The 21,223-nt window shown below is 71.8% G+C and carries 17 protein-coding genes; 8 read left to right on the top strand and 9 right to left on the bottom strand.

What is annotated here, in order from left to right; all coding sequences use genetic code 11:
* Positions 1 to 2: 2 nt before the first annotated feature.
* The 5 genes from RF640_RS02295 to RF640_RS02315 all read right to left on the bottom strand — a co-directional run bounded on the left by RF640_RS02295 (position 3) and on the right by RF640_RS02315 (position 5,837).
* On the bottom strand, positions 3 to 833 hold the full coding sequence (locus tag RF640_RS02295) for an IclR family transcriptional regulator (RefSeq protein ID WP_109221420.1): 831 nt from the start codon (positions 831 to 833) through the stop codon (positions 3 to 5).
* Positions 834 to 999: 166 nt separating this feature from the next.
* The gene (locus RF640_RS02300) at positions 1,000 to 2,745 is read right to left on the bottom strand and encodes a BCCT family transporter (RefSeq protein ID WP_109221421.1); all 1,746 of its coding nucleotides are present in this window, start codon (positions 2,743 to 2,745) and stop codon (positions 1,000 to 1,002) included.
* 7 nt (positions 2,746 to 2,752) lie between these two features.
* Positions 2,753 to 3,529, bottom strand: coding sequence for a creatininase (locus RF640_RS02305; RefSeq protein WP_109221422.1), 777 nt, complete (start codon positions 3,527 to 3,529; stop codon positions 2,753 to 2,755).
* 116 nt (positions 3,530 to 3,645) lie between these two features.
* Positions 3,646 to 4,905 (bottom strand): M24 family metallopeptidase, encoded by a 1,260-nt coding sequence (locus tag RF640_RS02310; RefSeq protein WP_109221423.1) that lies wholly within the window; start codon positions 4,903 to 4,905, stop codon positions 3,646 to 3,648.
* Between the two features lie 272 nt (positions 4,906 to 5,177).
* The gene (locus RF640_RS02315; protein ID WP_109268379.1) at positions 5,178 to 5,837 is read right to left on the bottom strand and encodes a GntR family transcriptional regulator; all 660 of its coding nucleotides are present in this window, start codon (positions 5,835 to 5,837) and stop codon (positions 5,178 to 5,180) included.
* A 151-nt stretch (positions 5,838 to 5,988) separates the two neighbouring features.
* Between RF640_RS02315 and glyA the strand changes: the two genes are divergently transcribed.
* From glyA to purU, 7 genes are read left to right on the top strand one after another with little or no spacing between them, the layout of a single operon-like run.
* Positions 5,989 to 7,299 (top strand): serine hydroxymethyltransferase, encoded by a 1,311-nt coding sequence (gene glyA, locus RF640_RS02320; RefSeq protein ID WP_368826403.1) that lies wholly within the window; start codon positions 5,989 to 5,991, stop codon positions 7,297 to 7,299.
* Entirely contained in the window at positions 7,299 to 8,516 is a 1,218-nt protein-coding gene (locus tag RF640_RS02325; RefSeq protein ID WP_109221426.1) for a sarcosine oxidase subunit beta family protein, read from the top strand. The genes glyA and RF640_RS02325 overlap by 1 nt, the downstream gene beginning before the upstream one ends.
* Before the next feature lie 14 nt (positions 8,517 to 8,530).
* The gene (locus RF640_RS02330; RefSeq protein ID WP_017833539.1) at positions 8,531 to 8,818 is read left to right on the top strand and encodes a sarcosine oxidase subunit delta; all 288 of its coding nucleotides are present in this window, start codon (positions 8,531 to 8,533) and stop codon (positions 8,816 to 8,818) included.
* Complete coding sequence (locus tag RF640_RS02335) at positions 8,815 to 11,730, top strand: sarcosine oxidase subunit alpha family protein (RefSeq protein ID WP_368826405.1); 2,916 nt, start codon at positions 8,815 to 8,817, stop codon at positions 11,728 to 11,730. Before RF640_RS02330 ends, RF640_RS02335 begins: the two co-directional genes overlap by 4 nt.
* The gene (locus RF640_RS02340; protein ID WP_368826407.1) at positions 11,720 to 12,400 is read left to right on the top strand and encodes a sarcosine oxidase subunit gamma; all 681 of its coding nucleotides are present in this window, start codon (positions 11,720 to 11,722) and stop codon (positions 12,398 to 12,400) included. The genes RF640_RS02335 and RF640_RS02340 overlap by 11 nt, the downstream gene beginning before the upstream one ends.
* Positions 12,400 to 13,800 carry an L-serine ammonia-lyase gene (locus RF640_RS02345; RefSeq protein WP_368826409.1) on the top strand — a complete coding sequence of 467 codons (1,401 nt, stop codon included), beginning with the start codon at positions 12,400 to 12,402 and terminating at the stop codon, positions 13,798 to 13,800. The genes RF640_RS02340 and RF640_RS02345 overlap by 1 nt, the downstream gene beginning before the upstream one ends.
* 7 nt (positions 13,801 to 13,807) lie before the next feature.
* Positions 13,808 to 14,695 carry a formyltetrahydrofolate deformylase gene (purU, locus tag RF640_RS02350; RefSeq protein ID WP_109221642.1) on the top strand — a complete coding sequence of 296 codons (888 nt, stop codon included), beginning with the start codon at positions 13,808 to 13,810 and terminating at the stop codon, positions 14,693 to 14,695.
* Positions 14,696 to 14,807: 112 nt separating this feature from the next.
* Here the strand turns inward: purU and RF640_RS02355 are convergent, their stop codons facing one another.
* The 4 genes from RF640_RS02355 to RF640_RS02370 form a co-directional block, all read right to left on the bottom strand.
* Entirely contained in the window at positions 14,808 to 15,488 is a 681-nt protein-coding gene (locus RF640_RS02355; protein ID WP_109221429.1) for an MBL fold metallo-hydrolase, read from the bottom strand.
* The gene (locus RF640_RS02360; protein WP_109221430.1) at positions 15,485 to 16,666 is read right to left on the bottom strand and encodes an S-(hydroxymethyl)mycothiol dehydrogenase; all 1,182 of its coding nucleotides are present in this window, start codon (positions 16,664 to 16,666) and stop codon (positions 15,485 to 15,487) included. The genes RF640_RS02355 and RF640_RS02360 overlap by 4 nt, the downstream gene beginning before the upstream one ends.
* A gap of 132 nt (positions 16,667 to 16,798) precedes the next feature.
* On the bottom strand, positions 16,799 to 19,267 hold the full coding sequence (locus RF640_RS02365; RefSeq protein ID WP_368826411.1) for an FAD-dependent oxidoreductase: 2,469 nt from the start codon (positions 19,265 to 19,267) through the stop codon (positions 16,799 to 16,801).
* Positions 19,268 to 19,315: 48 nt separating this feature from the next.
* Positions 19,316 to 19,678: a bifunctional 3-phenylpropionate/cinnamic acid dioxygenase ferredoxin subunit gene (locus RF640_RS02370; protein ID WP_035923488.1), complete on the bottom strand. Its 363-nt coding sequence runs from the start codon at positions 19,676 to 19,678 to the stop codon at positions 19,316 to 19,318.
* Positions 19,679 to 20,029: 351 nt separating this feature from the next.
* Between RF640_RS02370 and RF640_RS02375 the strand changes: the two genes are divergently transcribed.
* Positions 20,030 to 21,220: an NAD(P)/FAD-dependent oxidoreductase gene (locus tag RF640_RS02375; protein ID WP_095650218.1), complete on the top strand. Its 1,191-nt coding sequence runs from the start codon at positions 20,030 to 20,032 to the stop codon at positions 21,218 to 21,220.
* The last annotated feature ends 3 nt before the right edge of the window (positions 21,221 to 21,223 follow it).

Below are 21,223 nucleotides of genomic sequence, written 5' to 3' on the forward strand. Positions count from 1 at the left end.
GGTCAGTGCACCTCGAGGGACGCCCGCCCGGTCCGGCGGGCCGCCGGTGCCGCGCCGAGCCGCTGGGACACCTCCCGGGCCGCCGCCACGGCGGCGGCCGCGAGCAGCCCGGCCTGTTCCGGCGTGACCCGGTAGCGGGGCGCGGCGACCATGACGGCCGCGACCAGCTGGTCCCGGTGGTCGCGGACGGCGGCGGCGACCCCGACCTCCTCCACGGAGGTCTTGCCGTAGTTGACGGCCACCCCGTCCACGGCGACCTGCCGCAGGGACTCCAGGTAGAGCTCGATGCTCGCCTCGGTGGGATCGGGCAGCTCGACGATCCCGGACAGCAGCAGCGCCCGGACCCGCTCCGGCGGCTGCTCGGCGAGGAAGATCTGCACCGAGGCGCTCAGGGCCGTGTCGTACCGGGTGCCCAGCGGGGTGGTGTGCTTGATCTGCCGCGGGCTGGGGATCTGCTCCACGCACACGGCCTGGTCGCCGTTCCAGACCAGCAGCGCGCTGGTCTCCTGGGTCTGCTCGGTCAGCTCGAGCAGCACGGGGTACGCCACCCGCCGCTCGTCCAGCTCCGCGAGCAGCGGCCCGGCCACGGAGATCAGGCCGAGCCCCAGGCGGTAGCGCCGCGTCTGCGGGTCGCGCTCCACCACGTCCTCCCGCTCCAGAGTGGCCAGGAGCCGGGAGACGGTGCTCTTGTGCAGGCCCACGCGCGCCGCGATCTCGGTCACCCCGAGCGTCGGTTCGGCCACGGAGAAGCACCGCAGCACCCGCAGGGCGTGGGAGACGACGGACGCCGCGCGGGCTTCGCTCGAGGAGGCGTTGGCCGGTGATTCAGTCATAGGACTCTCCATTCTCCTGCACGGGGGCGGGTCCGCCTGCGCACGGTGCCCGGGAGGCGGGGCCGTGTGTCGCGGCCCCGCCTCCCGGGCACCGTGCGCAGGTGCTCTGCCGGGGGACGGTCAGCACACCGCGGCCGCCGTCAGGGCCACTGGTCGTGAGCGGGGATCACGGCCGCGCGAGCGCGTCCGGGACCGGTGCCCGCCCGGCGGGCGCCGCGGCGGGCCGGGCCGGGGGCTGCGGGACCGCCCGCTCCACCACCGTGGCGTCGCCGCCGCCGGACGCGTCCGGCGAGGGGTCGTTGACCTCGCGCTCCAGGCGCTCGGTCTCCGGGGTGCGGGTGAGCAGCCGCCGGACCAGGTTCGCGATCATCAACAGGATGACGAAGGAGAACGGGAAGGCCCCGATGATGGTGCCGGTCTGCACCGTGTCGACCACCGCGGTGCCGCCGAGCGTGAGCAGCGTGACCGCCACGGCGGCGATGCTGGCGACGAGCACCACGCGGAAGAGGGGCCCGGCCCGGCGGGGCGCGGAGACGAACTCGGCCAGGGCGTGGGCGCCGGAGTCCAGGGAGGTGACGTAGTAGGTGGCGACGAGCACGGTGGCCACCACGAGCAGCAGCGAGCCGACGACGGGCACGGACTCCAGCATGACGAACAGCCCGCTGGACGTGTCCGCCGCGACCGCCGCGGAGATGCCGCGGTCGCTGCGGTCGTCGTAGTGCAGCGCCGCCGAGCCGATCACGCCGATCCACGCCATCACGATCAGGGACGGGACCACCGTGACACCGATGACGAACTCCCGGATGGTGCGCCCCCGGGAGATGCGGGCGATGAAGCCGGCGACGAACGGGCTGAAGGCGATGACCCAGCACCAGATGAACACGGTCCACCAGCCGTTCCAGCTGTCCTGCCAGGTGGCGATGTCCTGGCCCGCGGTCCCCGCGTCGGTCCAGAAGCTCATCGGGAGGAAGTTGGCGAAGAAGGAGCCGAAGGTCTGGGTGATGTTGGAGATGAGGAAGATCGTGGGGCCGAAGACGAACACGGCCACGAGCAGCACGATGCTCAGCACCGAGTTGAGCTCGCTGATCCGCTTCATGCCCTTGTTGATGCCGAAGAACGCGGAGACGGCGGTGAGTCCGCCCAGGCCCAGGATCACCAGCAGCCAGACGCCCGAGCTCGGCGAGATCCCGGTGAAGGACGCGAGCCCCGAGCTGAACTGCATGGCGGCGAAGCCGAAGGACGTGGCCAGGCCCAGGACGGTGGCGATGATGGCCAGCAGCTCCACGACCACGCCGGCCCCGCGCTGCGACCACTTCGGCAGGATGTCGACCGTGGCCTCGCGGAAGGTGAGGGTCTTGCCGAGGTTGTGGTGGGAGTAGGCGAGGCAGACGGCCACCACGCAGTACATGGCCCAGGCCGTCAGGCCCCAGTGGAAGTAGGACCACACCATGGCGCCCTCGGCCGCGCCGTCCTGTCCCGCGGGCACGACGGGGTTGTCGTCCCGGAGCAGGATGGGCTCGGCGACCGACCAGAAGATGAGGCCGATGCCCTGTCCGCAGGCGAAGAGCATCGAGTACCAGGCGAACTTGCCGTGCTCCGGGCGGGCGTCCGGGCCGCCGAGGCGGATCGAGCCGACGCGGCTGACGACCAGCCACACGCACACGGCGACCGCCACGAGCGAGTACAGGATGAACAGCCACGTGAAGTTCCCGGTCACGAAGGTGCGCGCCGTGGAGATGGCCTCGGCGGCGCCGCCCGGGTCCATGGTCACCACCACCAGCACAGCGATGATGAGCAGGGGCGGGAGGACCGTGATGACGAGCCTGTCCAGGGCGGGCAGGTGCCGCCCCCGGAACCGCGGCACGGTCACGGCCTCGGTGGCGGCCGCCGCGGAGGCGTGTGACTTCTTCATGTGTTTCTCACTTCCCGAACTCGCTGGTGACCGCCCGGACGATGCCGGTGCGGACGGTGGAGAGCAGCAGTTCGCCGCGCTGGGCGGTCGCGCCTGCTGGAGAGGAGAGGCACCCGGAGCTCGGGGTGCGAGCGGGGTCCTCGGGGAAAACGTCGTAGGGGGCCAGGTCAGCGGGGGGATGGTCGGGGGCCCGGGACATGTCGACCTTCTCGGGGTGCAGGTGGAGCATCAGCGAGGTCTCGAGGACGCCTCCGTGCTCGATGTCCCAGCCGAGGAAGCCGTCGGGGAAGACGGCCGCCAGGGTCTGCTCGTCGACGAAGTCCCAGTACGAGAGCAGCAGGGCCCGGCTGTCGTCGAGGCCGCCGGCCCGGGCCTCGCGCACCGCGAGGTCGAGTCCTTCGTAGAGGAACTGGTAGTTCTCGAAGTGGCCGTTGACCACCGCGATCCGGCGGACGCCGTGGCGGAAGAACTCCAGGACCACGTCCTTCGTCTGCGTGATGAGGGCCTGGGCCGAGAGACTGGTGGTGCCGGCGCGGTGGTTGCCGCCCCCGGAGCGGGGCTGGGACTTGTAGCCGTAGCAGAAGGCCGGCGCCACGAGGGCGTCGAGGTCCTCCGCCGCAGCCAGGGAGACGGCGCGGGAGAGCATGGCGTCCACGCCCAGCGGCATGTGCGGCCCGTGCTGCTCCGTGGCCCCGGTGGGGATGAGCACCAGCCCCTGACCGGTGGCCACGTACTCCTGGTAGCTGTGGGCGTCGAGGTCTTCGAGCGAACGGGTGGTGACCACCGTGGTCCTTCCGTGCAGTGGATGTGGCGGTGCCGCGGGGTGCGGCTGCGGCAGAGGAGCTGCCGGGGAGGACGGCGGCGGCGCACCGGGGCGCCGCCGCCGTCGTCGTTCCGTGCCTAGGCGGAGATGATGTTGTGCTCGGGGCCGTACGGGAACTTGGTGATGTTCTCCGCGCCGTCCTCGCCGACGACGAGGATGTCGTGCTCGCGGTAGCCCCCGGCGCCCGGCTCGCCTTCCGGGACCGTGATCATCGGCTCCATGGACACGACCATGCCCGGCTCCAGCACGGTGTCGATGTCCTCGCGCAGCTCCAGGCCGGCCTCGCGGCCGTAGTAGTGGCTGAGCACGCCGAAGGAGTGGCCGTAGCCGAAGGTGCGGTTGGCGAGCAGGCCGTGGGAGATGAAGATCTCGTTGAGCTCCGCGGCGATGTCCTTGCACACCGCCCCGGGCTTGATCAGCTCCAGGCCGCGCTCGTGCACCTGGACGTTGATCTCCCACAGCTCGCGCGAGCGGGCGTCCGGCTCGCCGAGGAACAGGGTGCGCTCCAGGGCGGTGTAGTAGCCCGACGTCATCGGGAAGCAGTTCAGGGACAGGATGTCTCCGCGCTGCAGCTTCCGGGTGGTGGCCCAGTTGTGGGCGCCGTCGGTGTTGATCCCGGACTGGAACCACACCCACGTGTCGCGGACCTCCCGGTGCGGGAAGGTGCGGGCGATCTCGTGGACCATCGCCTCGGTGCCGGCCAGTGCGACCTCGTACTCGGTGATGCCCTCGCGGATCGCCGCGCGGATGGCCTCGCCGCCGAGGTCGCCGATGCGGGCGCCGTGCTTGATGACCTCGATCTCCTCGGCGGACTTGATCATGCGCTGGCGCATGGCGTCCTGGGAGACGTCGGTGAGCTCCGCGCCCTCGAACGCGGCCTGGATGCGCCGGCGGGTCAGCAGCGGCAGGGCGTCGTCCTCGACGCCGATCCGCCGGGCCTGCACACCGCGCCGGCGCAGGGCCTCCTGGAGGCCGTAGTAGAAGTTGTCGCGCCGCCAGTCGGTGTAGACGATGTTGTCGCCGTAGCTGGTGCGCCACGGCATGCCGGCGTCGATGTTGGCGGTGACCGTCACGGAGTCGTCGGCGGTGACGACCAGGGCGTAGTTGCGCCCGAACGTGGTGTAGAGGAAGTCCGAGTAGTACTTGATGCCGTGGTAGCTGGTGAGGATGACGGCGTCGAGCTGCTGCTCCGCCATGATCGCCCGCAGGCCGGTGAGACGGCGCTCGAACTCGGCGTCGGAGAAGGTCAGCTGCTCCTTCTGCCCGTTGTGCAGGGTCTTCAGACGCTCGAGCTCGGCGACGGAGGCAGCGGGGGCGGTGATGGGCGAGGTGGTCATGGTCGTCCTTTCGTGGGTGCTCCTGGTGGCACGGAACGGATCCGTGCCGAACGGCCTGGGAGCCGGGGAAGAGGAGTGCCTCTTGGCGCAAGTGCGTTGCTTTCAATGCAACAGCGTTGCCTCAATGTAGGGAGTGATCCAGCTCACCGTCAATGGCCGTGGCGTTAATTCGTGTTACTGCGAGGTTAAACCCGGTCACACAGGGAGACATTCAGCCGCCCGTGGTGCGGCGGCGACGCATCGAAGTTGTGATCAGCGCAACAATTGGCCGCTCAGAGGACCCGCCGCACCTGCTCCTCGAAGTCGCGGATGTGCTCGAGCATGATCGTGGCGGCCTCGTCGCCCCTGCCCTCCAGCACCGCGGTGAGCAGGGCCGCGTGCACGGAGATGTGCTCCTGCAGCTGCGGGATCCGGTCGGCGGCCACGCACCAGATGCGGGTGGCGAGGTTGCCGTAGCGCGTCAGGGTCGTCTCCAGGTGCGCGTTGCCGGCGGCGGCGTACACGGCCCGGTGGATGGCCACGTCCCAGCGGAGGGTGTCCTCGCGGTCCTCGGCGGCCGGCTCCTCGAGCTGCTCCCGCAGCCGCTCCAGCCGTTCGCGGGCGGCGCCCCCGCGCCGCGCGGCGGCCAGACGGGCCGCCAGCGGCTCCAGCACCTCGCGCACCTGGGAGATCTCGGACAGGGCCGTGATGTCCACCGTGGTCGCGAACGTCCCCCGGCGCGGATAGGTCACCACGAGGTGCTCCGACTCCAGCCGTTTGAGCGCCTCGCGCAGCGGAGTGCGACCCACGCCCAGGTCCTCGCTCAGGCGGGCCTCGTTGAGCGGGCTGCCGGGCGGGATGTCGAGCAGGATCAACCGGTCCTGCAGCCGGAGGAAGGCCTGGTCGGCCAGGGACCGGCCGCCCGCCGCGGTCTCGTCGGTGTGCTGCAGCATGCGGGCCCTTCCTGCGGCGTGTGTGACGGGGCCCGAGCGCCGGATGACGACGGGACGGGACGTCATGCTTGACCCGCCGTGCCCCTCGTCACATACTAGGCCTGAACAACTGATATATCAGTTGCACACAGAAGACTTCCCAGGAGGGCACATGACCGTGCACGAGGACCACTCCCTGTACCAGCCGCTGGCCGAGAGCGACCCCGAGGTCGCCGCGGCCGTCCACGCCGAGCTGCGGCGCCAGCAGTCCACGCTGGAGATGATCGCCTCCGAGAACTTCGCGCCCGCGGCGGTCATGGAGGCCCAGGGCTCGGTGCTCACGAACAAGTACGCCGAGGGCTACCCCGGCCGGCGCTACTACGGCGGCTGCGAGCACGTGGACGTGATCGAGCAGCTGGCGATCGACCGCCTCAAGGCCCTGTTCGGCGCCGAGCACGCCAACGTCCAGCCGCACTCCGGGGCGCAGGCCAACGCCGCGGCCATGTCCGCGCTGCTCCAGCCCGGCGACACCATCCTGGGTCTGGACCTCGCCCACGGCGGGCACCTGACGCACGGGATGAAGCTCAACTTCTCCGGCAAGCTCTACCAGGTCGCCGCCTACGGGGTCTCCGAGGACGACCACCGGGTCGACATGGACGAGGTCGCCCGGCTCGCCCGCGAGCACCGCCCGCAGCTCATCATCGCCGGCTGGTCCGCCTACACGAGGCAGCTGGACTTCGCCGCGTTCCGCGCGATCGCCGACGAGGTCGGGGCGTACCTGATGGTCGACATGGCGCACTTCGCCGGGCTCGTCGCCGCCGGGCTGCACCCCAACCCGGTGCCCCACGCCGACGTGGTGACCTCCACGACGCACAAGACGCTCGGCGGCCCGCGCGGCGGGGTGATCCTGTGCAAGCAGGAGCACGCGAAGAAGATCAACTCCGCGGTCTTCCCCGGTCAGCAGGGCGGCCCCCTGGAGCACGTGATCGCCGCCAAGGCCGTGGCCTTCAAGCACGCCGCGGCCGAGGAGTTCACCGACCGCCAGGTGCGCACCCTGGAGGGCGCGAAGATCCTGGCCACCCGGCTGCTGTCCCCGGACGTCATGGCCACCGGGATCAACCTGGTCAGCGGCGGCACCGACGTGCACCTGGTGCTGGTGGACCTGCGGAACTCCGAGCTCGACGGACAGCAGGGCGAGGACCGGCTGCACCGCATCGGGATCACGGTCAACCGCAACGCCGTGCCCTTCGACCCCCGCCCGCCGATGGTCTCCTCCGGTCTGCGGATCGGCACCCCGGCCCTGGCCACCCGCGGCTTCGGGGCCGAGGAGTTCACGGAGGTGGCCGACATCATCGCCCAGGCGCTGATCCAGGAGCTGACCGACGAGCTCGTCGAGCAGCTGCGCGATCGCGTGACCGCCCTGGCCGAGCGGTTCCCGCTCTACCCGAACCTGTCCGCCCCCGCCCTGAACGGAGCCTTCTGATGGCCGACCTGCTGCCGGAGCACCCGGACTTCCTGTGGCGCAACCCGGACCCGAAGTCCTCCTACGACGCCGTGATCGTCGGCGGCGGCGGACACGGGCTGGCGACCGCCTACTACCTGGCCAAGAACCACGGCATGACCAACATCGCCGTGCTGGAGCGGGGCTGGCTGGCCGGCGGGAACATGGCCCGCAACACCACGATCATCCGCTCCAACTACCTGTGGGACGAGTCCGCGGCGATGTACGAGCACTCCCTGAAGCTCTGGGAGATCCTGCCCGAGGAGCTGGAGTACGACTTCCTGTTCTCCCAGCGCGGCGTGATGAACCTGGCGCACACCCTGGGGGACGTCCGCGAGTCGATGCGCCGGGTCAACGCGAACAAGCTCAACGGCATCGACGCGGAGTGGATCAGCCCGGAGCAGGTCAAGGAGCTGTGCCCGATCATCAACATCGGGGACGACATCCGCTACCCGGTGATGGGGGCGACCTACCAGCCGCGCGCGGGCATCGCCAAGCACGACCACGTGGCCTGGGCCTTCGCCCGCAAGTGCGACGAGATGGGCGTGGACATCATCCAGAACTGCGAGGTCACCGGCTTCGTCAAGGACGGCGACCGGGTGGTGGCCGTGGAGACGTCCCGCGGGCGGATCAACGCCGGCAAGGTCGGACTCTGCGGGGCCGGGCACTCCTCGGTCCTGGCGGAGCTCGCCGGGTTCCGGCTGCCGATCCAGTCCCACCCGCTGCAGGCCCTGGTCTCGGAGCTGCACGAGCCCGTGCACCCGACCGTGGTGATGTCCAACCACGTGCACGTCTACGTCTCCCAGGCCCACAAGGGCGAGCTGGTCATGGGCGCCGGCGTGGATGCCTACAACGGCTACGGCCAGCGCGGCGCCTTCCACGTCATCGAGGAGCAGATGGCGGCAGCGGTGGAGCTCTTCCCGATCTTCGCCCGCGCCCACGTCCTGCGCACGTGGGGCGGCATCGTCGACGTCACCCTGGACGCCTCCCCGATCGTCTCCAAGACGCCCGTGGACCAGATGTACGTCAACTGCGGCTGGGGGACCGGCGGGTTCAAGGGAACCCCCGGCGCCGGCTACTCCTTCGCCCACACCATCGCCCACGACGAGCCCCACCCCCTCAACGAGCCCTTCGCCCTGGAGCGGTTCGAGACCGGGGTCCTCATCGACGAGCACGGCGCCGCCGCCGTGGCCCACTAGGAGGCCGGAACACCATGCTGCTGATCGAGTGCCCCAACTGCGGGCCGCGCGACGAGACCGAGTACCAGTACGGCGGGGAGGCGCACGTGCCCTACCCCGAGGACCCCAGCCGGCTCTCCGACAAGGAGTGGGCGGAGTACCTCTTCTACCGCAACAACCCCAAGGGTCTGATCGCGGAACGGTGGGCCCACGCCGTCGGCTGCCGCCGCTGGTTCAACGTCGTCCGCGACACCGTGACCTACGACATCAAGGCCGTCTACAGGATCGACGAGCCCAAGCCCGAGATCGGAGGCGTCAAGTGAGCGCGCAGACCCACCGCCTGCCGGCGCAGCAGAGTGCGCCCGGCAGCATCGACCGCACCACGCCGGTGCGCTTCACCGTCGACGGGCAGGAGCACACCGGGTACGCCGGCGACACCCTGGCCTCGGCCCTGCTCGCCGCCGGGCGCATCCACTGCGGCGACTCGATGTACCTGGGCCGTCCGCGCGGGATCATGTCCGCCGGCGTGGAGGAGCCCAACGCGCTGGTCAAGGTCGCCGCGCGAACCGGCGCCGATGTCGACGAGTCCATGCTCCCGGCCACCACCGTCGAGCTGACCGACGGGCTGCAGGCGTCCTACCTGCGCGGGCTCGGACAGCTCGACCCCCGCAAGGACGAGGCCGTCTACGACCACAAGCACGTGCACACCGACGTCCTCGTCGTCGGCGCCGGACCCGCCGGTCTGGCCGCGGCCCGCGAGGCCGCGAAGTCAGGGGCCCGGGTCATCCTCATGGACGAGCAGCCGGAGGCCGGAGGCTCCCTGCTGTCGGGCCGCGACGACGTCGTCGACGGCCTGCCCGCCCGCGACTGGGTCGCCCGCACCCTCGCCGCGCTCGAGGCCGAGCCCGAGGTCACGGTCCTGCACCGCACCACGGCGTTCGGCAACTACGACGCCAACTACGTCGTCGCCGTCCAGCGGCGCACCGGCCACCTCGCCGAGGCCCCGGGTCCCGGCGTGTCCCGGGAGCGGATCTGGCACGTGCGGGCGCAGCAGATCGTGCTCGCCACCGGCGCCCACGAGCGGCCGGTCGTCTTCGCCAACAACGACCGCCCCGGCATCATGCTCGCCGGATCGGTGCGCACCTACCTCAACCGCTATGCCGTCGCCGCCGGCACGTCGGTGGTCGTGGCCACCACGAACGACTCCGCCTACGACCTCGTGGCCGATCTCGCCGCCGCCGGGGTCCGCGTCGCGGCCGTGGTCGACTCCCGCCCGGAGCTCCACGGCCGGGCCGCCGACATCGCCTCGAGCACCGGGGTGCGCCTGTTCACCGGCAGCGCCGTGGTGGACACCGCCGGCGGCGGCGAGCACGGGCGGATCAGCGCCGTGACGATCAGCGGTCTCGACGGGGCAGGCACCCCTGCCGGTCCCACCACGACCGTGGACACGGATCTGCTCGCCGTCTCGGGCGGGTGGACCCCGGTGGTCCACCTGCACAGCCAGCGGCAGGGGAAGCTGACCTGGGACGAGCGCCTCGCGGCGTTCGTGCCGGGCGCCCCGGTGCGGGACCAGCACACCGCGGGCTCGGTCAACGGCACCACCGACCTGGCGTGGTGCCTCACCGAGGGTGCCCTCGCCGGGGCCGAGGCCGCCGGCCGGGCCGGCTTCGAGACCCAGCCCGAGACCCCGCACGCGGAGAGCGTCGAGTCCTCGCCCGTCCGCCCGCTGTGGCTGGTGCCGGGGCCCGAGGGCGCGTCCGACGACTGGACCCGCCACTTCGTGGACTTCCAGCGCGACCAGACCGTGGCCGATGTGCTGCGCTCCACCGGCGCCGGCATGCGGTCCGTGGAGCACGTCAAGCGCTACACCTCCATCTCCACCGCCAACGACCAGGGCAAGACGTCCGGGGTCAACGCCATCGGCGTCATCGCCGCGGCGCTGAACAGCACCGACGTCGGCGGGATCGGCACCACCACCTACCGCGCCCCCTACACCCCGGTGGCCTTCACGGCCCTGGCCGGACGGCGGCTCGGCCACCTGTTCGACCCGGCGCGGCTGACCTCGGTCCACCCCTGGCACGTGGCCCACGGGGCCCTCTTCGAGGACGTCGGTCAGTGGAAGCGGCCCTGGTACTACCCGCAGGCCGGAGAGGACATGGACACGGCGGTGCTGCGCGAGTGCGCGGCCGTGCGCGGGTCCGTGGGGTTCATGGACGCCACCACCCTGGGCAAGATCGAGATCCGGGGCAAGGACGCCGGGGAGTTCCTCAACCGCGTCTACACCAACGCCTTCAAGAAGCTCAAGCCCGGCATGGGCCGGTACGGGGTCATGTGCACCCCCGACGGGATGGTCTTCGACGACGGCGTGACCCTGCGCCTGGACGAGGACCGGTACTTCATGACCACCACCACGGGTGGCGCGGCCAAGGTCCTGGACTGGCTCGAGGAGTGGTCCCAGACCGAGTGGCCGGAGCTCGACGTCACCTTCACCTCGGTGACGGAGCAGTACACCACCGTCGCCGTCGTGGGCCCGAAGTCCCGGGCCGTCGTCGAGAAGCTCGCCCCCGAGCTGGACCTGTCCAACGAGGCGTTCCCGTTCATGGCCTTCCGCGAGACCGTCCTGGCCTCCGGGGTGCCCGCACGGATCTGCCGGATCTCCTTCTCCGGGGAGCTGGCCTTCGAGATCAACGTCTCCTCCTGGTACGGCCTGTCGGTCTGGGAGTCCGTGGCGGAGGCCGGCGCCGAGTTCGGCATCACGCCCTACGGCACCGAGACCATGCACGTGCTGCGCGCGGAGAAGGCCTTCCCCATCGTGGGCCAGGACACCGACGGCACCGTCACCCCGCAGGACCTGGGGATGGACTGGGTGGTGTCCAAGACCAAGGACTTCATCGGCAGGCGCTCCTACGACCGCCCGTCCGCCACGAGCCCCGACCGCAAGCAGCTGGTCGCAGTCCTGCCGGTGGACCGCACGTTCCGGCTGCCGGAGGGCGCCCAGCTGGTCGAGCACGGCACGCCGATCACGCCGGAGGTCGCCCCCGTGCCGATGGTCGGTCACGTCACCTCCAGCTACCGCAGCGCCGCCCTGGACCGGACCTTCGGGCTCGCCCTGGTCGAGAACGGCCGCAACCGCATCGGTGAGACGCTCCAGGCCCCGCTCGACGGCCGGCTCGTGGACGTCGTCATCGCAGAACCCGTCCTCTACGACCCCGAAGGAGCCCGCCGTGACGGCTGAACAAGTACTGACGGACGCCACCCGGCTGCGCCGCAGCCCGCTGGCCCACCTGGACGAGACGATCCGGGCGGCCACCGTGGCCGGTGAGCGCGGCGTGGCCCTGCGCGAGATCCCCTTCCTGACCATGGTCGGGATCCGGGTGGCGCCCGGCACTCCGGCCGCCGAGGCGGTCGCCGCCGCGGCAGGGATGCCCCTGCCGACCGGCCACGGCCGGGTCACCGGCACCGCCGGAACCACGGCGATCCTGTGGATCGGGCCCGACGAGTTCCTGCTCGTCGGCCCCGAGGGAGCAGGGCCCGCGGAGATCGACCCCGCGGGGAGCGACCTCCGGGCGGCGGGCACCGACGACGCCGGCACCGCCGCCGGGCTGGCCCGGGCCCTGGGCACCGAGCCCGGGCAGGCCGTGGACCTGTCCGCCAACCGCACCACCCTCGAGCTGTCCGGCCCGTCGGCCCGCGCCGTGCTCGAGAAGAGCTGCCATCTGGACCTGCACCCGCGGGCCTTCGCGGTCGGCACCGCCGTGGCCACGACCCTGGGCCCGGTGCAGGTGCTGCTGTGGCGCACGGAGGAGCTGACGTGGCGGATCATGCCGCGGGCCTCCTTCGCCGAGTACACCGCCCGGTGGCTGCTGGACGGCATGACGGAGTTCGCCTCTCCCGAGGTGCCCTGATGGCCCTGTCCGTCCTGGACCTGTTCTCCGTCGGCATCGGCCCCTCCTCGTCCCACACGGTGGGCCCCATGCGGGCCGCCCGGCTGTTCGCGGAGGGGCTGGCCGGCGACGGCCTCCTCGAGGAGGTCGCCGGGGTCCGGGCCGAGCTGTTCGGCTCCCTGGGCGCAACCGGGCACGGTCACGGTTCGGACAAGGCCGTGATCCTGGGCCTGCAGGGCGCGGACCCGGAGACCGTGGACACCGACACCGCCGACGCCTGGGTGCGCACGAGCACGGAGCGCCGGCAGCTGTGCCTGGCGGGGACCCACCCGGTTCCCTTCGACCGCGCCGAGGACGTCGTCATGCACCGGCGCAGGTCGCTGCCCGCGCACCCCAACGGCATGACGTTCCTCGCGTACGGGGCGGACGGCGAGCCGGTGCGGGAGCGGACCTACTACTCGGTGGGCGGCGGGTTCGTGGTGGACGGTGACGCATCCGGGGCGGACCGCGTCGTCCAGGACACCACCGAGGTGCCGTACCCGTTCACCTCGGGTGACCAGCTGCTCGAGGTCTGCCGCCGCGAGGGCATGAGCATCGCCGAGGTGATGGCCGCCAACGAGCTCTCCTGGCGTCCGGCGGAGGACACCCGGGCGGCGCTGCTGCACATCTGGTCCGTGATGCAGCAGTGCGTGGAGAACGGGTGCACCCGCACGGAGGCCACGCTGCCCGGCGGGCTGAAGGTCCGCCGCCGGGCCCCGGGCCTGCGGGCCCGGCTGCGGGAGGCCGAGGCCGCCGCGACGGCCACGGGCGGACCGGTCTCCGACGCCCTGCACGCCATGGAGTGGATCAACCTCTACGCCCTGGCCGTCAACGAGGAGAACGCCTCCGGCGGGCGGATCGTGACCGCCCCGACCAACGGCGCGGCGGGCATCATCCCCGCGGTGCTGCACTACTACGACCGCTTCCTCGCCGGGGCGGACGAGGACGGGGTGGTGGAGTTCCTGCTCACCGCGGCCGCCGTCGGCATCCTCATCAAGGAGAACGCCTCCATCTCCGGCGCGGAGATGGGCTGCCAGGGCGAGGTGGGCTCGGCCTGCTCCATGGCCGCCGCCGGCCTGTGCGCGGTGCTCGGCGGCACCCCGGAGCAGGTCGAGAACGCCGCCGAGGTCGGCATGGAGCACAACCTCGGGCTGACCTGCGACCCGGTGGGCGGGCTCGTGCAGATCCCGTGCATCGAGCGCAACGCCATCGGGGCCACCAAGGCCGTCAACGCCGCGCGCCTGTCCCTGCACGGCGACGGCGAGCACAAGGTCTCGCTCGACCAGGTCATCAAGACCATGCGCGAGACCGGCAACGACATGAAGATCAAGTACAAGGAGACCTCCCGTGGTGGACTGGCCGTCAACGTCATCGAATGCTGAGCAGCTCCTGCAGCCGCAGGCCGCGTCCGCAGCCCCTCCCGCGACGGAGCTGGTGCTGACCCTCGACTGCCCGGAGAAACCGGGGATCGTGCACGCCGTCAGCGGGGTGCTCCTGGCCCAGGGGTGCAACATCGTCGAGCTCACCCAGTTCGACGACCGGAGGCTCGGCCACTTCTTCATGCGCGTGCACGTCGCCTCGGCCACGGAGGAGGGCCTCGACCCCGAGGCCCTCCGCGCGGACCTGGCCCCGGTGGCCGAGCGCTTCGACATGCGCTGGGAGCTCAGCGAGCACGGGGCGAAGCGGCGGGTGCTGGTGATGGTCTCCAAGTTCGGCCACTGCCTCAACGACCTGCTCTTCCGCGCCCGGACCGGGGACCTGCCCGTGGACATCGTCGCGGTGGTCTCCAACCACCGCGACCACCAGCGCCTCGTCGAGTGGCACGGCATCCCGTTCTTCCACGTGCCCGTCACCCGGGACACCAAGCCCGAGGCCGAGGCCCGGCTGCTGGAGCTCGTGGACCGCTTCGAGGTGGACCTCGTGGTCCTGGCCCGCTACATGCAGGTGCTCAGCGACTCGCTGGCCACCCGGATGGAGGGACGGGTGATCAACATCCACCACTCGTTCCTGCCGTCCTTCAAGGGCGCCAAGCCGTACCACCAGGCCTACGAGCGCGGGGTGAAGACCGTGGGCGCCACAGCGCACTACGTCAACGCCGAGCTGGACGAGGGCCCGATCATCGCGCAGCAGCTCGTGGACGTGGACCACACCTACGGCCCGGAGGACCTCGTGGCCGCGGGGCGGGACACCGAGTGCAAGGCCCTGTCCAACGCCGTGAAGTGGCACTGCGAGGGCCGGGTCATCCTGCACGGCAACCGCACGGTCGTCCTGCGCTGAGCACGCACGACGGAGCGCCGCCCCCGGGATCCCCGGGGGCGGCGCTCCGTCGTGGGTGCTCCGGGACGTCGTGCGTGCTCCGGAACGTCACCCGGGCCGGCCTCCTGCCGGCTCAGTGGCCGCGGTCGATCCACTCCTGCAGGTGGGGGGCCTCCGCGCCGATCGTGGTGGTGTCCCCGTGGCCGGTGAGCACCTCCGTGGTCCCCGGCAGGGTGAGCAGCCGCTCGCGGATGGAGTCGACGATCGTGGGGAAGTCCGACCAGGACCGGCCGGTGGCGCCGGGACCGCCCTGGAAGAGGGTGTCCCCGGAGAACAGCACTCCGCCCTCGCCCAGGTCCGGTGCCCAGAAGCACACCGAGCCCGGCGAGTGGCCCGGGGTGTGCAGCGCGGTGAGGCGCACCCCGCCCACCGAGTAGACGTCACCGTCGCGGATGATGCGGTCGAAGCGGCGGGCGGGGTGGACCTGCTCCCAGAGCATCGTGTCGTCCGGGTGCAGGTGCACCGGTGCCCGCAGCTGCTCGGCGACCTCGACGACGGCGCGGATGTGGTCGTCGTGGCCGTGGGTGAGCAGGATGGCCGCCACTGCCCGGCCGCCGACGGCGTCCACGACCTGCTGCGGGGCGTGGGCCGGGTCGATGACCGCGCACTGCTCGTCGTCGCCCACGATCCACACGTTGTTCTCGACCTCCCAGGTGCCCCCGTCCAGGGAGAACGTCCCCGAGGTCACCAGGTGCTCCACCCGGACCCGGCCCGTGGCGTCCGTGCGCTGCCCCACATCCTGCCGCGCGGTCATCGGGCCGCTCCGGCCGGGGCGGCCACGCCGGGCTGAGCGTCGCCCGTCTGCTCGGCGTCACGCTCCTCCGCACCGGTCGCGGAGCGGTCCAGCTCCACGACGGAGCGCAGGACGGTGCCGGCCTTCATCTTCGCGAAGGCCTCCTCGACGTCGTCCAGGCCGATGCGCTCGGTGACGAACCCGTCGAGGTCCAGCCGGCCGAGCCGGTACTGGTCCACCAGCATCGGGAAGTCCCGGTTCGGCAGGGTGTCGCCGTACCAGGCGGACTTGATGGACCCGCCGCGGCCGAAGACCTCGTCCAGCGGGATCTCCCACGTGGTGCCGGGGGCGGGCACCCCGACCAGCACCATCCGGCCGGCCAGGTCACGGGCCTCGAACGCCTGCTTGAAGGTGGGGGCGATGCCCACGGCGTCGATCACCAGGTCGGCGCCGTTGCCGCCCGTGAGCGCCCGGATCGCCGCCACGGGGTCCTGCTCCTTCGAGTTGACCACGTGAGTGGCGCCGAAATGCTCCGCGGTGGCCAGCTTCTCGTCGTCGAGGTCCACGGCCACGATCGTGGTGGCCCCGGCCAGGGCGGCACCGGCGACCGCGGCCGCCCCGACCCCACCGCAGCCGATCACGGCCACGGACTCCCCGCGCTTCACGGCGCCGGTGTTGAGCACCGCGCCGATGCCGGCCATCACCCCGCACCCGAGCAGCCCGACGGCCGCGTACTGGTGCGGTTCGAGGTCGGCCTCGATCCTGGTGCACTGTCCGGCGGCGACGAGGGTCTTCTCGGCGAACGACCCGATGCCCAGGGCCGGGGTCAGCGGGGTGCCGTCCTCGAGCGTCATCCTCTGGGTGGCGTTGTGGGTGGCGAAGCAGTACCAGGGCTCGCCCCTGCGGCAGGCCCGGCACTGCCCGCACACCGCCCGCCAGTTCAGGATCACGTGGTCGCCCACGGCGACCTCGGTGACCCCTTCCCCGATCGCCGACACCACGCCCGAGGACTCGTGGCCCAGCAGGAACGGGTAGTCGTCGCCCACCCCGCCCTCGACGTAGTGGTGGTCGGTCTGGCACACCCCGCAGGTGAGCACGTCCACCAGTGCCTCGCCCGGCCCCGGGTCCGGGACCAGGATGGTCTCCACACTCACGGGCTGGTTCTTGCCCTTGGACACCACGCCCTTGACCTTGTGCATGCTGGAACTGCCTTTCGTCGTCGTCGGCACCGGGAACGGTGCTCGCTCGCAGAAGTCGTACTGGGAAGTCCCGAGGTCGGAACGAAGAGCCGCGGCCGGAGCGGCGCACGCCCCGGCCGCGGCGGCAGGGCCTCAGCCGCGGATGCGCTCCATGCCGGGGTCCACGAGCGGCTCGGCGCTGACCGTGGCGGGGACGCGCTCGCCGAGGTACTCGATCTCGACGCCGTCCCCCTCGGAGAGCTCCGGCGGGAGCCAGGCGTAGGCGACCGGGCGTCCCACGGTGTGGCCGAAGACGGCGCTGGTGACGTAGCCGGCGGCGGCGCCGTCCACGTACACGGGCTCCTTGCCCATGACCACGGAGCGGCCGTCGTCGACCGTCAGGCAGCGCAGCCGGCGCCGCACCTGGCCGTCGGAGGCCACGGCCGCCGACCCCACGAACTCGCCCTTGTCCTTCTTGACGGCGAAGTCCAGTCCCGCCTCCACCGGGGTGTGCTCCGTGGTCATGTCGGTGCCCCAGGACCGGTAGCCCTTCTCCACGCGCAGGCTGTTGAAGGCGGCGCGCCCCGCGGGGACGATGCCGAACTCCTGGCCCGCCTCGTGCAGCAGGTCCCACAGCCGCAGTCCCTGGTCGGCGGTGGTGTACAGCTCCCAACCGAGCTCGCCCACGTAGGAGAGGCGCATCGCGGTGACCCGCAGGCCGCCCACCCGGATCTGCTTGGTGCGGAAGTACTTCAGGCCGTCGTTGGACAGGTCGTCGCGGGAGACCTTCGCCATGACCTCCCGGGCCTTCGGCCCCCACAGCCCGATGCAGCAGGTCTCGGCGGTGGTGTCCCGGACCAGGGCCCAGGCGGTGGGGTCCGCGGCGCTCTGCCGGGTGGCCTCGGCGGACAGGTACGCCACGTCCACGCTGCTGTTGATGCCGGCCTGGAACAGGTTCTCGCCGAGCCGGGCCACGGTGATGTCGCTGCGGATCCCGGCCTTCTCGTCCAGCAGGAGGCAGTACGTCACGGCGCCCGGCTTGCGCAGGACGTTGCCGGTGCTGAGCCGCTGCAGCAGAGCGGCGGCCCCGGGACCTTCGACGGTCACGCGCTTGAGCGGGGTCATGTCGTACATCGCCACGGCGGTGCGGGTCTTCCAGGCCTCGACCGCCGCGATCGGCGAGTGGAACCGGGCCGCCCACGGCTCGCGCTCCGGCTCGCGCCACTCCTCGGGCAGCTGCTCCAGGAGCGCGGCGTTGGACTCGTACCAGTGCGGGCGCTCCCACCCGTGGCTCTCCAGGAAGAACGCGCCGAGCTCCAGCTCCCGGGGATAGAAGGGGCTGACCCGCAGGTTGCGCGGCGACTCCCGGGGCTGGAGGGGGTGGAGGACGTCGTAGATCTCCACGAAGTTCTGCTTGCCCGTCTCCTCGACGTACTCCGGGGAGAGCTGCACGTCGTCGAACCGGGTGGCCTCGCAGCCGTGCAGGTCCGTCTCCGAGGTGCCGTCCACCAGCAGCTCGGCCACGGCCTTGGCCACGCCCGAGGAGTGGGTGACCCACACGGCCTCCGCCACCCAGAAGCCGGCGAGGTCCGGGGACTCGCCGATGAGCGGGCCCCCGTCCGGGGTGAAGGAGAAGATCCCGTTGAAGCCCTCGGCCACCTCGCTGCCGCGCAGGCTCGGGAGGAAGCGCCGGCTCTCGGCCCACTGCTCGGCGAAGTCCTCGGGCGTGAAGTCCAGGCGGGAGGGCATCCGGTCGTGGGCGATGTCGCGGGGCGCGTACTGCGGCAGGTCGGTCAGATCCACCGGGATCGGGCGGTGGGCGTAGGAGCCGATGCCGATCCGGTCCCCCCACTCCCGGTAGTAGAGGTCCGCGTCCTGGTGCCGGAGGATCGGCAGGGTCGCGCCGTTCGGGGCGTCGTGCTTGCCGACCAGCTCCGGGACCGCGGAGGTGAAGACGTACTGGTGGGCCAGCGGCTGGAGGGGGCACGGCATGCCGGCCATCTCGCCGATCGCGGGCCCCCAGAATCCTGCGCAGGAGACGACGATGTCCGCCGGCACGGTTCCGTCGGACGTGGTCACGCCGGTCACGCGGCCGTTGGCCCGCTCGATGCCGGTGACGGTCGTCTCCGCGCAGTAGGTCACGCCGGCGCGGGCGGTGCGGTCGATGAGCACCTGCACCGCCTTGGCCGCCAGGGCGAGCCCGTCCGTCGGCACGTGGTAGCCGCCCAGGACCATCTCGGGGTTGACCAGGGGATGCTGCGCGAGCACCTCCTCGGGGGTGAGCAGCCGGCCCTCGATCCCCCAGGAGGCCGCGTAGCCCACCTTGCGCTTGAGCTCCTCCAGCCGCGCCGGCGTGGTGGCCACCTCGAGACCGCCGACCTGGTTGAAGCAGCCCAGGGAGACGAGCTTCTCGACGGTGTACCGCGCGAAGTGGGTCATCGTCCGTGACGGGTTCGTCTGGTAGACGAGTCCGGGCGCGTGCGACGTCGAGCCCCCGGGAAGGGGCAGCGGACCCTGCTCGAGGACGGTGACGTCCGTCCAGCCGCGCTGGACGAGCTCGTCGGCGAGGTTCGTGCCGACGATGCCGGCTCCGATGATGACGACGCGAGGGGTGGTGCTCATGGGGCGGTTCTCCTGACCTGCGGATGTCGTGCGGGGGCTCGGCCGGGTTCAGCTCGGCCGGGACTCGTGGCCGTTGACGGTGAGACCGGGCGGCAGGTTCGGTGCCTCGGACGACTCCTCGACCATGATGATGCCGTCCACGACGCTCACCTCGTGGGCCCGCACCGGCAGCTTGGCCGGAGGGGCGTCCACCGCGCCGGTGCGCAGGTCGAACTTGGACGCGTGCAGCGGGCACTCCACCTCGCACCCCTCCACCCAGCCGTCGGCGAGCGAGGCGTCCTGGTGGGTGCAGGTGTCGTCGATGGCGAACAGCTCGCCCTCCTCCGTGTGGAAGACGGCGATGGGCGGGACGGTGTCGAGGCGCAGGGCGTCACCGGGGGCGAGGTCCTTGAGGGGGCAGGCCTGGTGCATCGGAGCGGATCCTTTCCTGAGGTGGCTCGGGCCTGCTGTGCCGAGCGTTGCCACCTCGACCGCACTGCCTCACGATGAGCAACAAGTGTTGCAATGTGCAACATCGTGAGGACTTCCACCGAACCCTGTCAAGAGCCGGGGCCCACCCGGAACCCGCGCCGGGCCGCACGGGGACGCAATGTAAATTCCCCGGGTCGAATTCGCCGGACCCCTTGACGGGGCCGGTGACGAGGTTCACGCTGATTCTCACATTGTGAGCCGTGTTGCACGAAGCGCACAGGACGTCCGGACCTCGGACCTCCCCGCCCTTGCTCCGGGTCATTCAGGACGAAGATCTGAAAGGGGTCCCTCATGGAGTCCCTCGTCATTGTCGGAGCGTCGCTGGCGGGCCTGTCCGCCGCCCGGGCCGCCCGGAACCTCGGGTTCGCCGGACGACTGGTGATCATCGGTGATGATCCCCAGCGCCCCTACGACCGCCCACCGCTGTCCAAGGACTTCCTCGCCGGCCGGATCGAGCTCGAGGACCTGGCCCTGGAGACCGACGACGAGGCCCTGGAGGCCGAGTGGATCCTCGGGACCCGGGCGGTGTCCTTCGACGCGACCACCCGCCTGGTGCACCTGGAGGACGGGCGGTCGGTGCGCGCCGACGGCCTGGTGATCGCCACCGGGGCCTCGCCCCGGTCGCTGCCGCAGCTCGCCGGGAGCGCGAACGTGGTGAGCCTGCGCACCGTCGCCGACGCGCAGAGGCTCCGCGGGCTGCTGGCTGCCGGGCGGCGGCTCGTGGTCGTGGGCGCCGGCTTCATCGGCGCGGAGGTCGCCTCCACCGCCCACGCCCTCGGTCTGGACGTCACGGTGCTGGAGAAGTCCCCCACCCCCCTGTGCGGCCCGCTGGGCACCGAGCTGGGCGGGGTGGTCGCCGGGCTGCACGAACGCGCCGGCGTGGAGCTGATCTGCGGCGTCGACATCGAGGAGTTCGAGTTCACCGGCGGGTCGGTCAGCGCGGTGCGCCTGGCCGGCGGCCGGGTGCTGCCCGCCGACGTGGTGGTCGTGGGCATCGGCGCGGCGCCGAACACCGCCTGGCTGGAGGGCTCCGGGATCGAGCTGGGCAACGGCGTGCTGTGCGACGCCGTCGGGGCCACCAGCATCCCCGGGGTCGTCGCCGTGGGCGACTGCGCCGCGTGGTGGGAGCCGGGCACCGGCCGCCACCACCGGGTGGAGCACTGGACCGGGGCCGCCGAGCGCCCGGCGGTGGCCGTGGGCGCCCTGCTGGGCGCCGACCCGGCCGGGCTGCCCGCCGTCAAGCCCCCCTACTTCTGGTCCGACCAGTACGGCACCCGCCTGCAGTTCGCCGGCGACGCCTCCCGCGCCGACCGCGTGGCCTACGAGCACGGCGGCCCGGACCAGGACTCCCTGCTCGCCGTCTACTACGCCGGGGACGAGCCGGTCGCCGTGCTCGCCTGGAACCAGACGAGGCTCTTCTGCCGCTGGCGCAAGACCCTCGAGAAGCTCGCCGTCGCCGCGGTCCAGTCGCTCGCGGCCTGACCG

This window comes from Kocuria sp. CPCC 205231, assembly GCF_040980965.1.
Lineage (GTDB): Bacteria > Actinomycetota > Actinomycetes > Actinomycetales > Micrococcaceae > Kocuria > Kocuria rosea.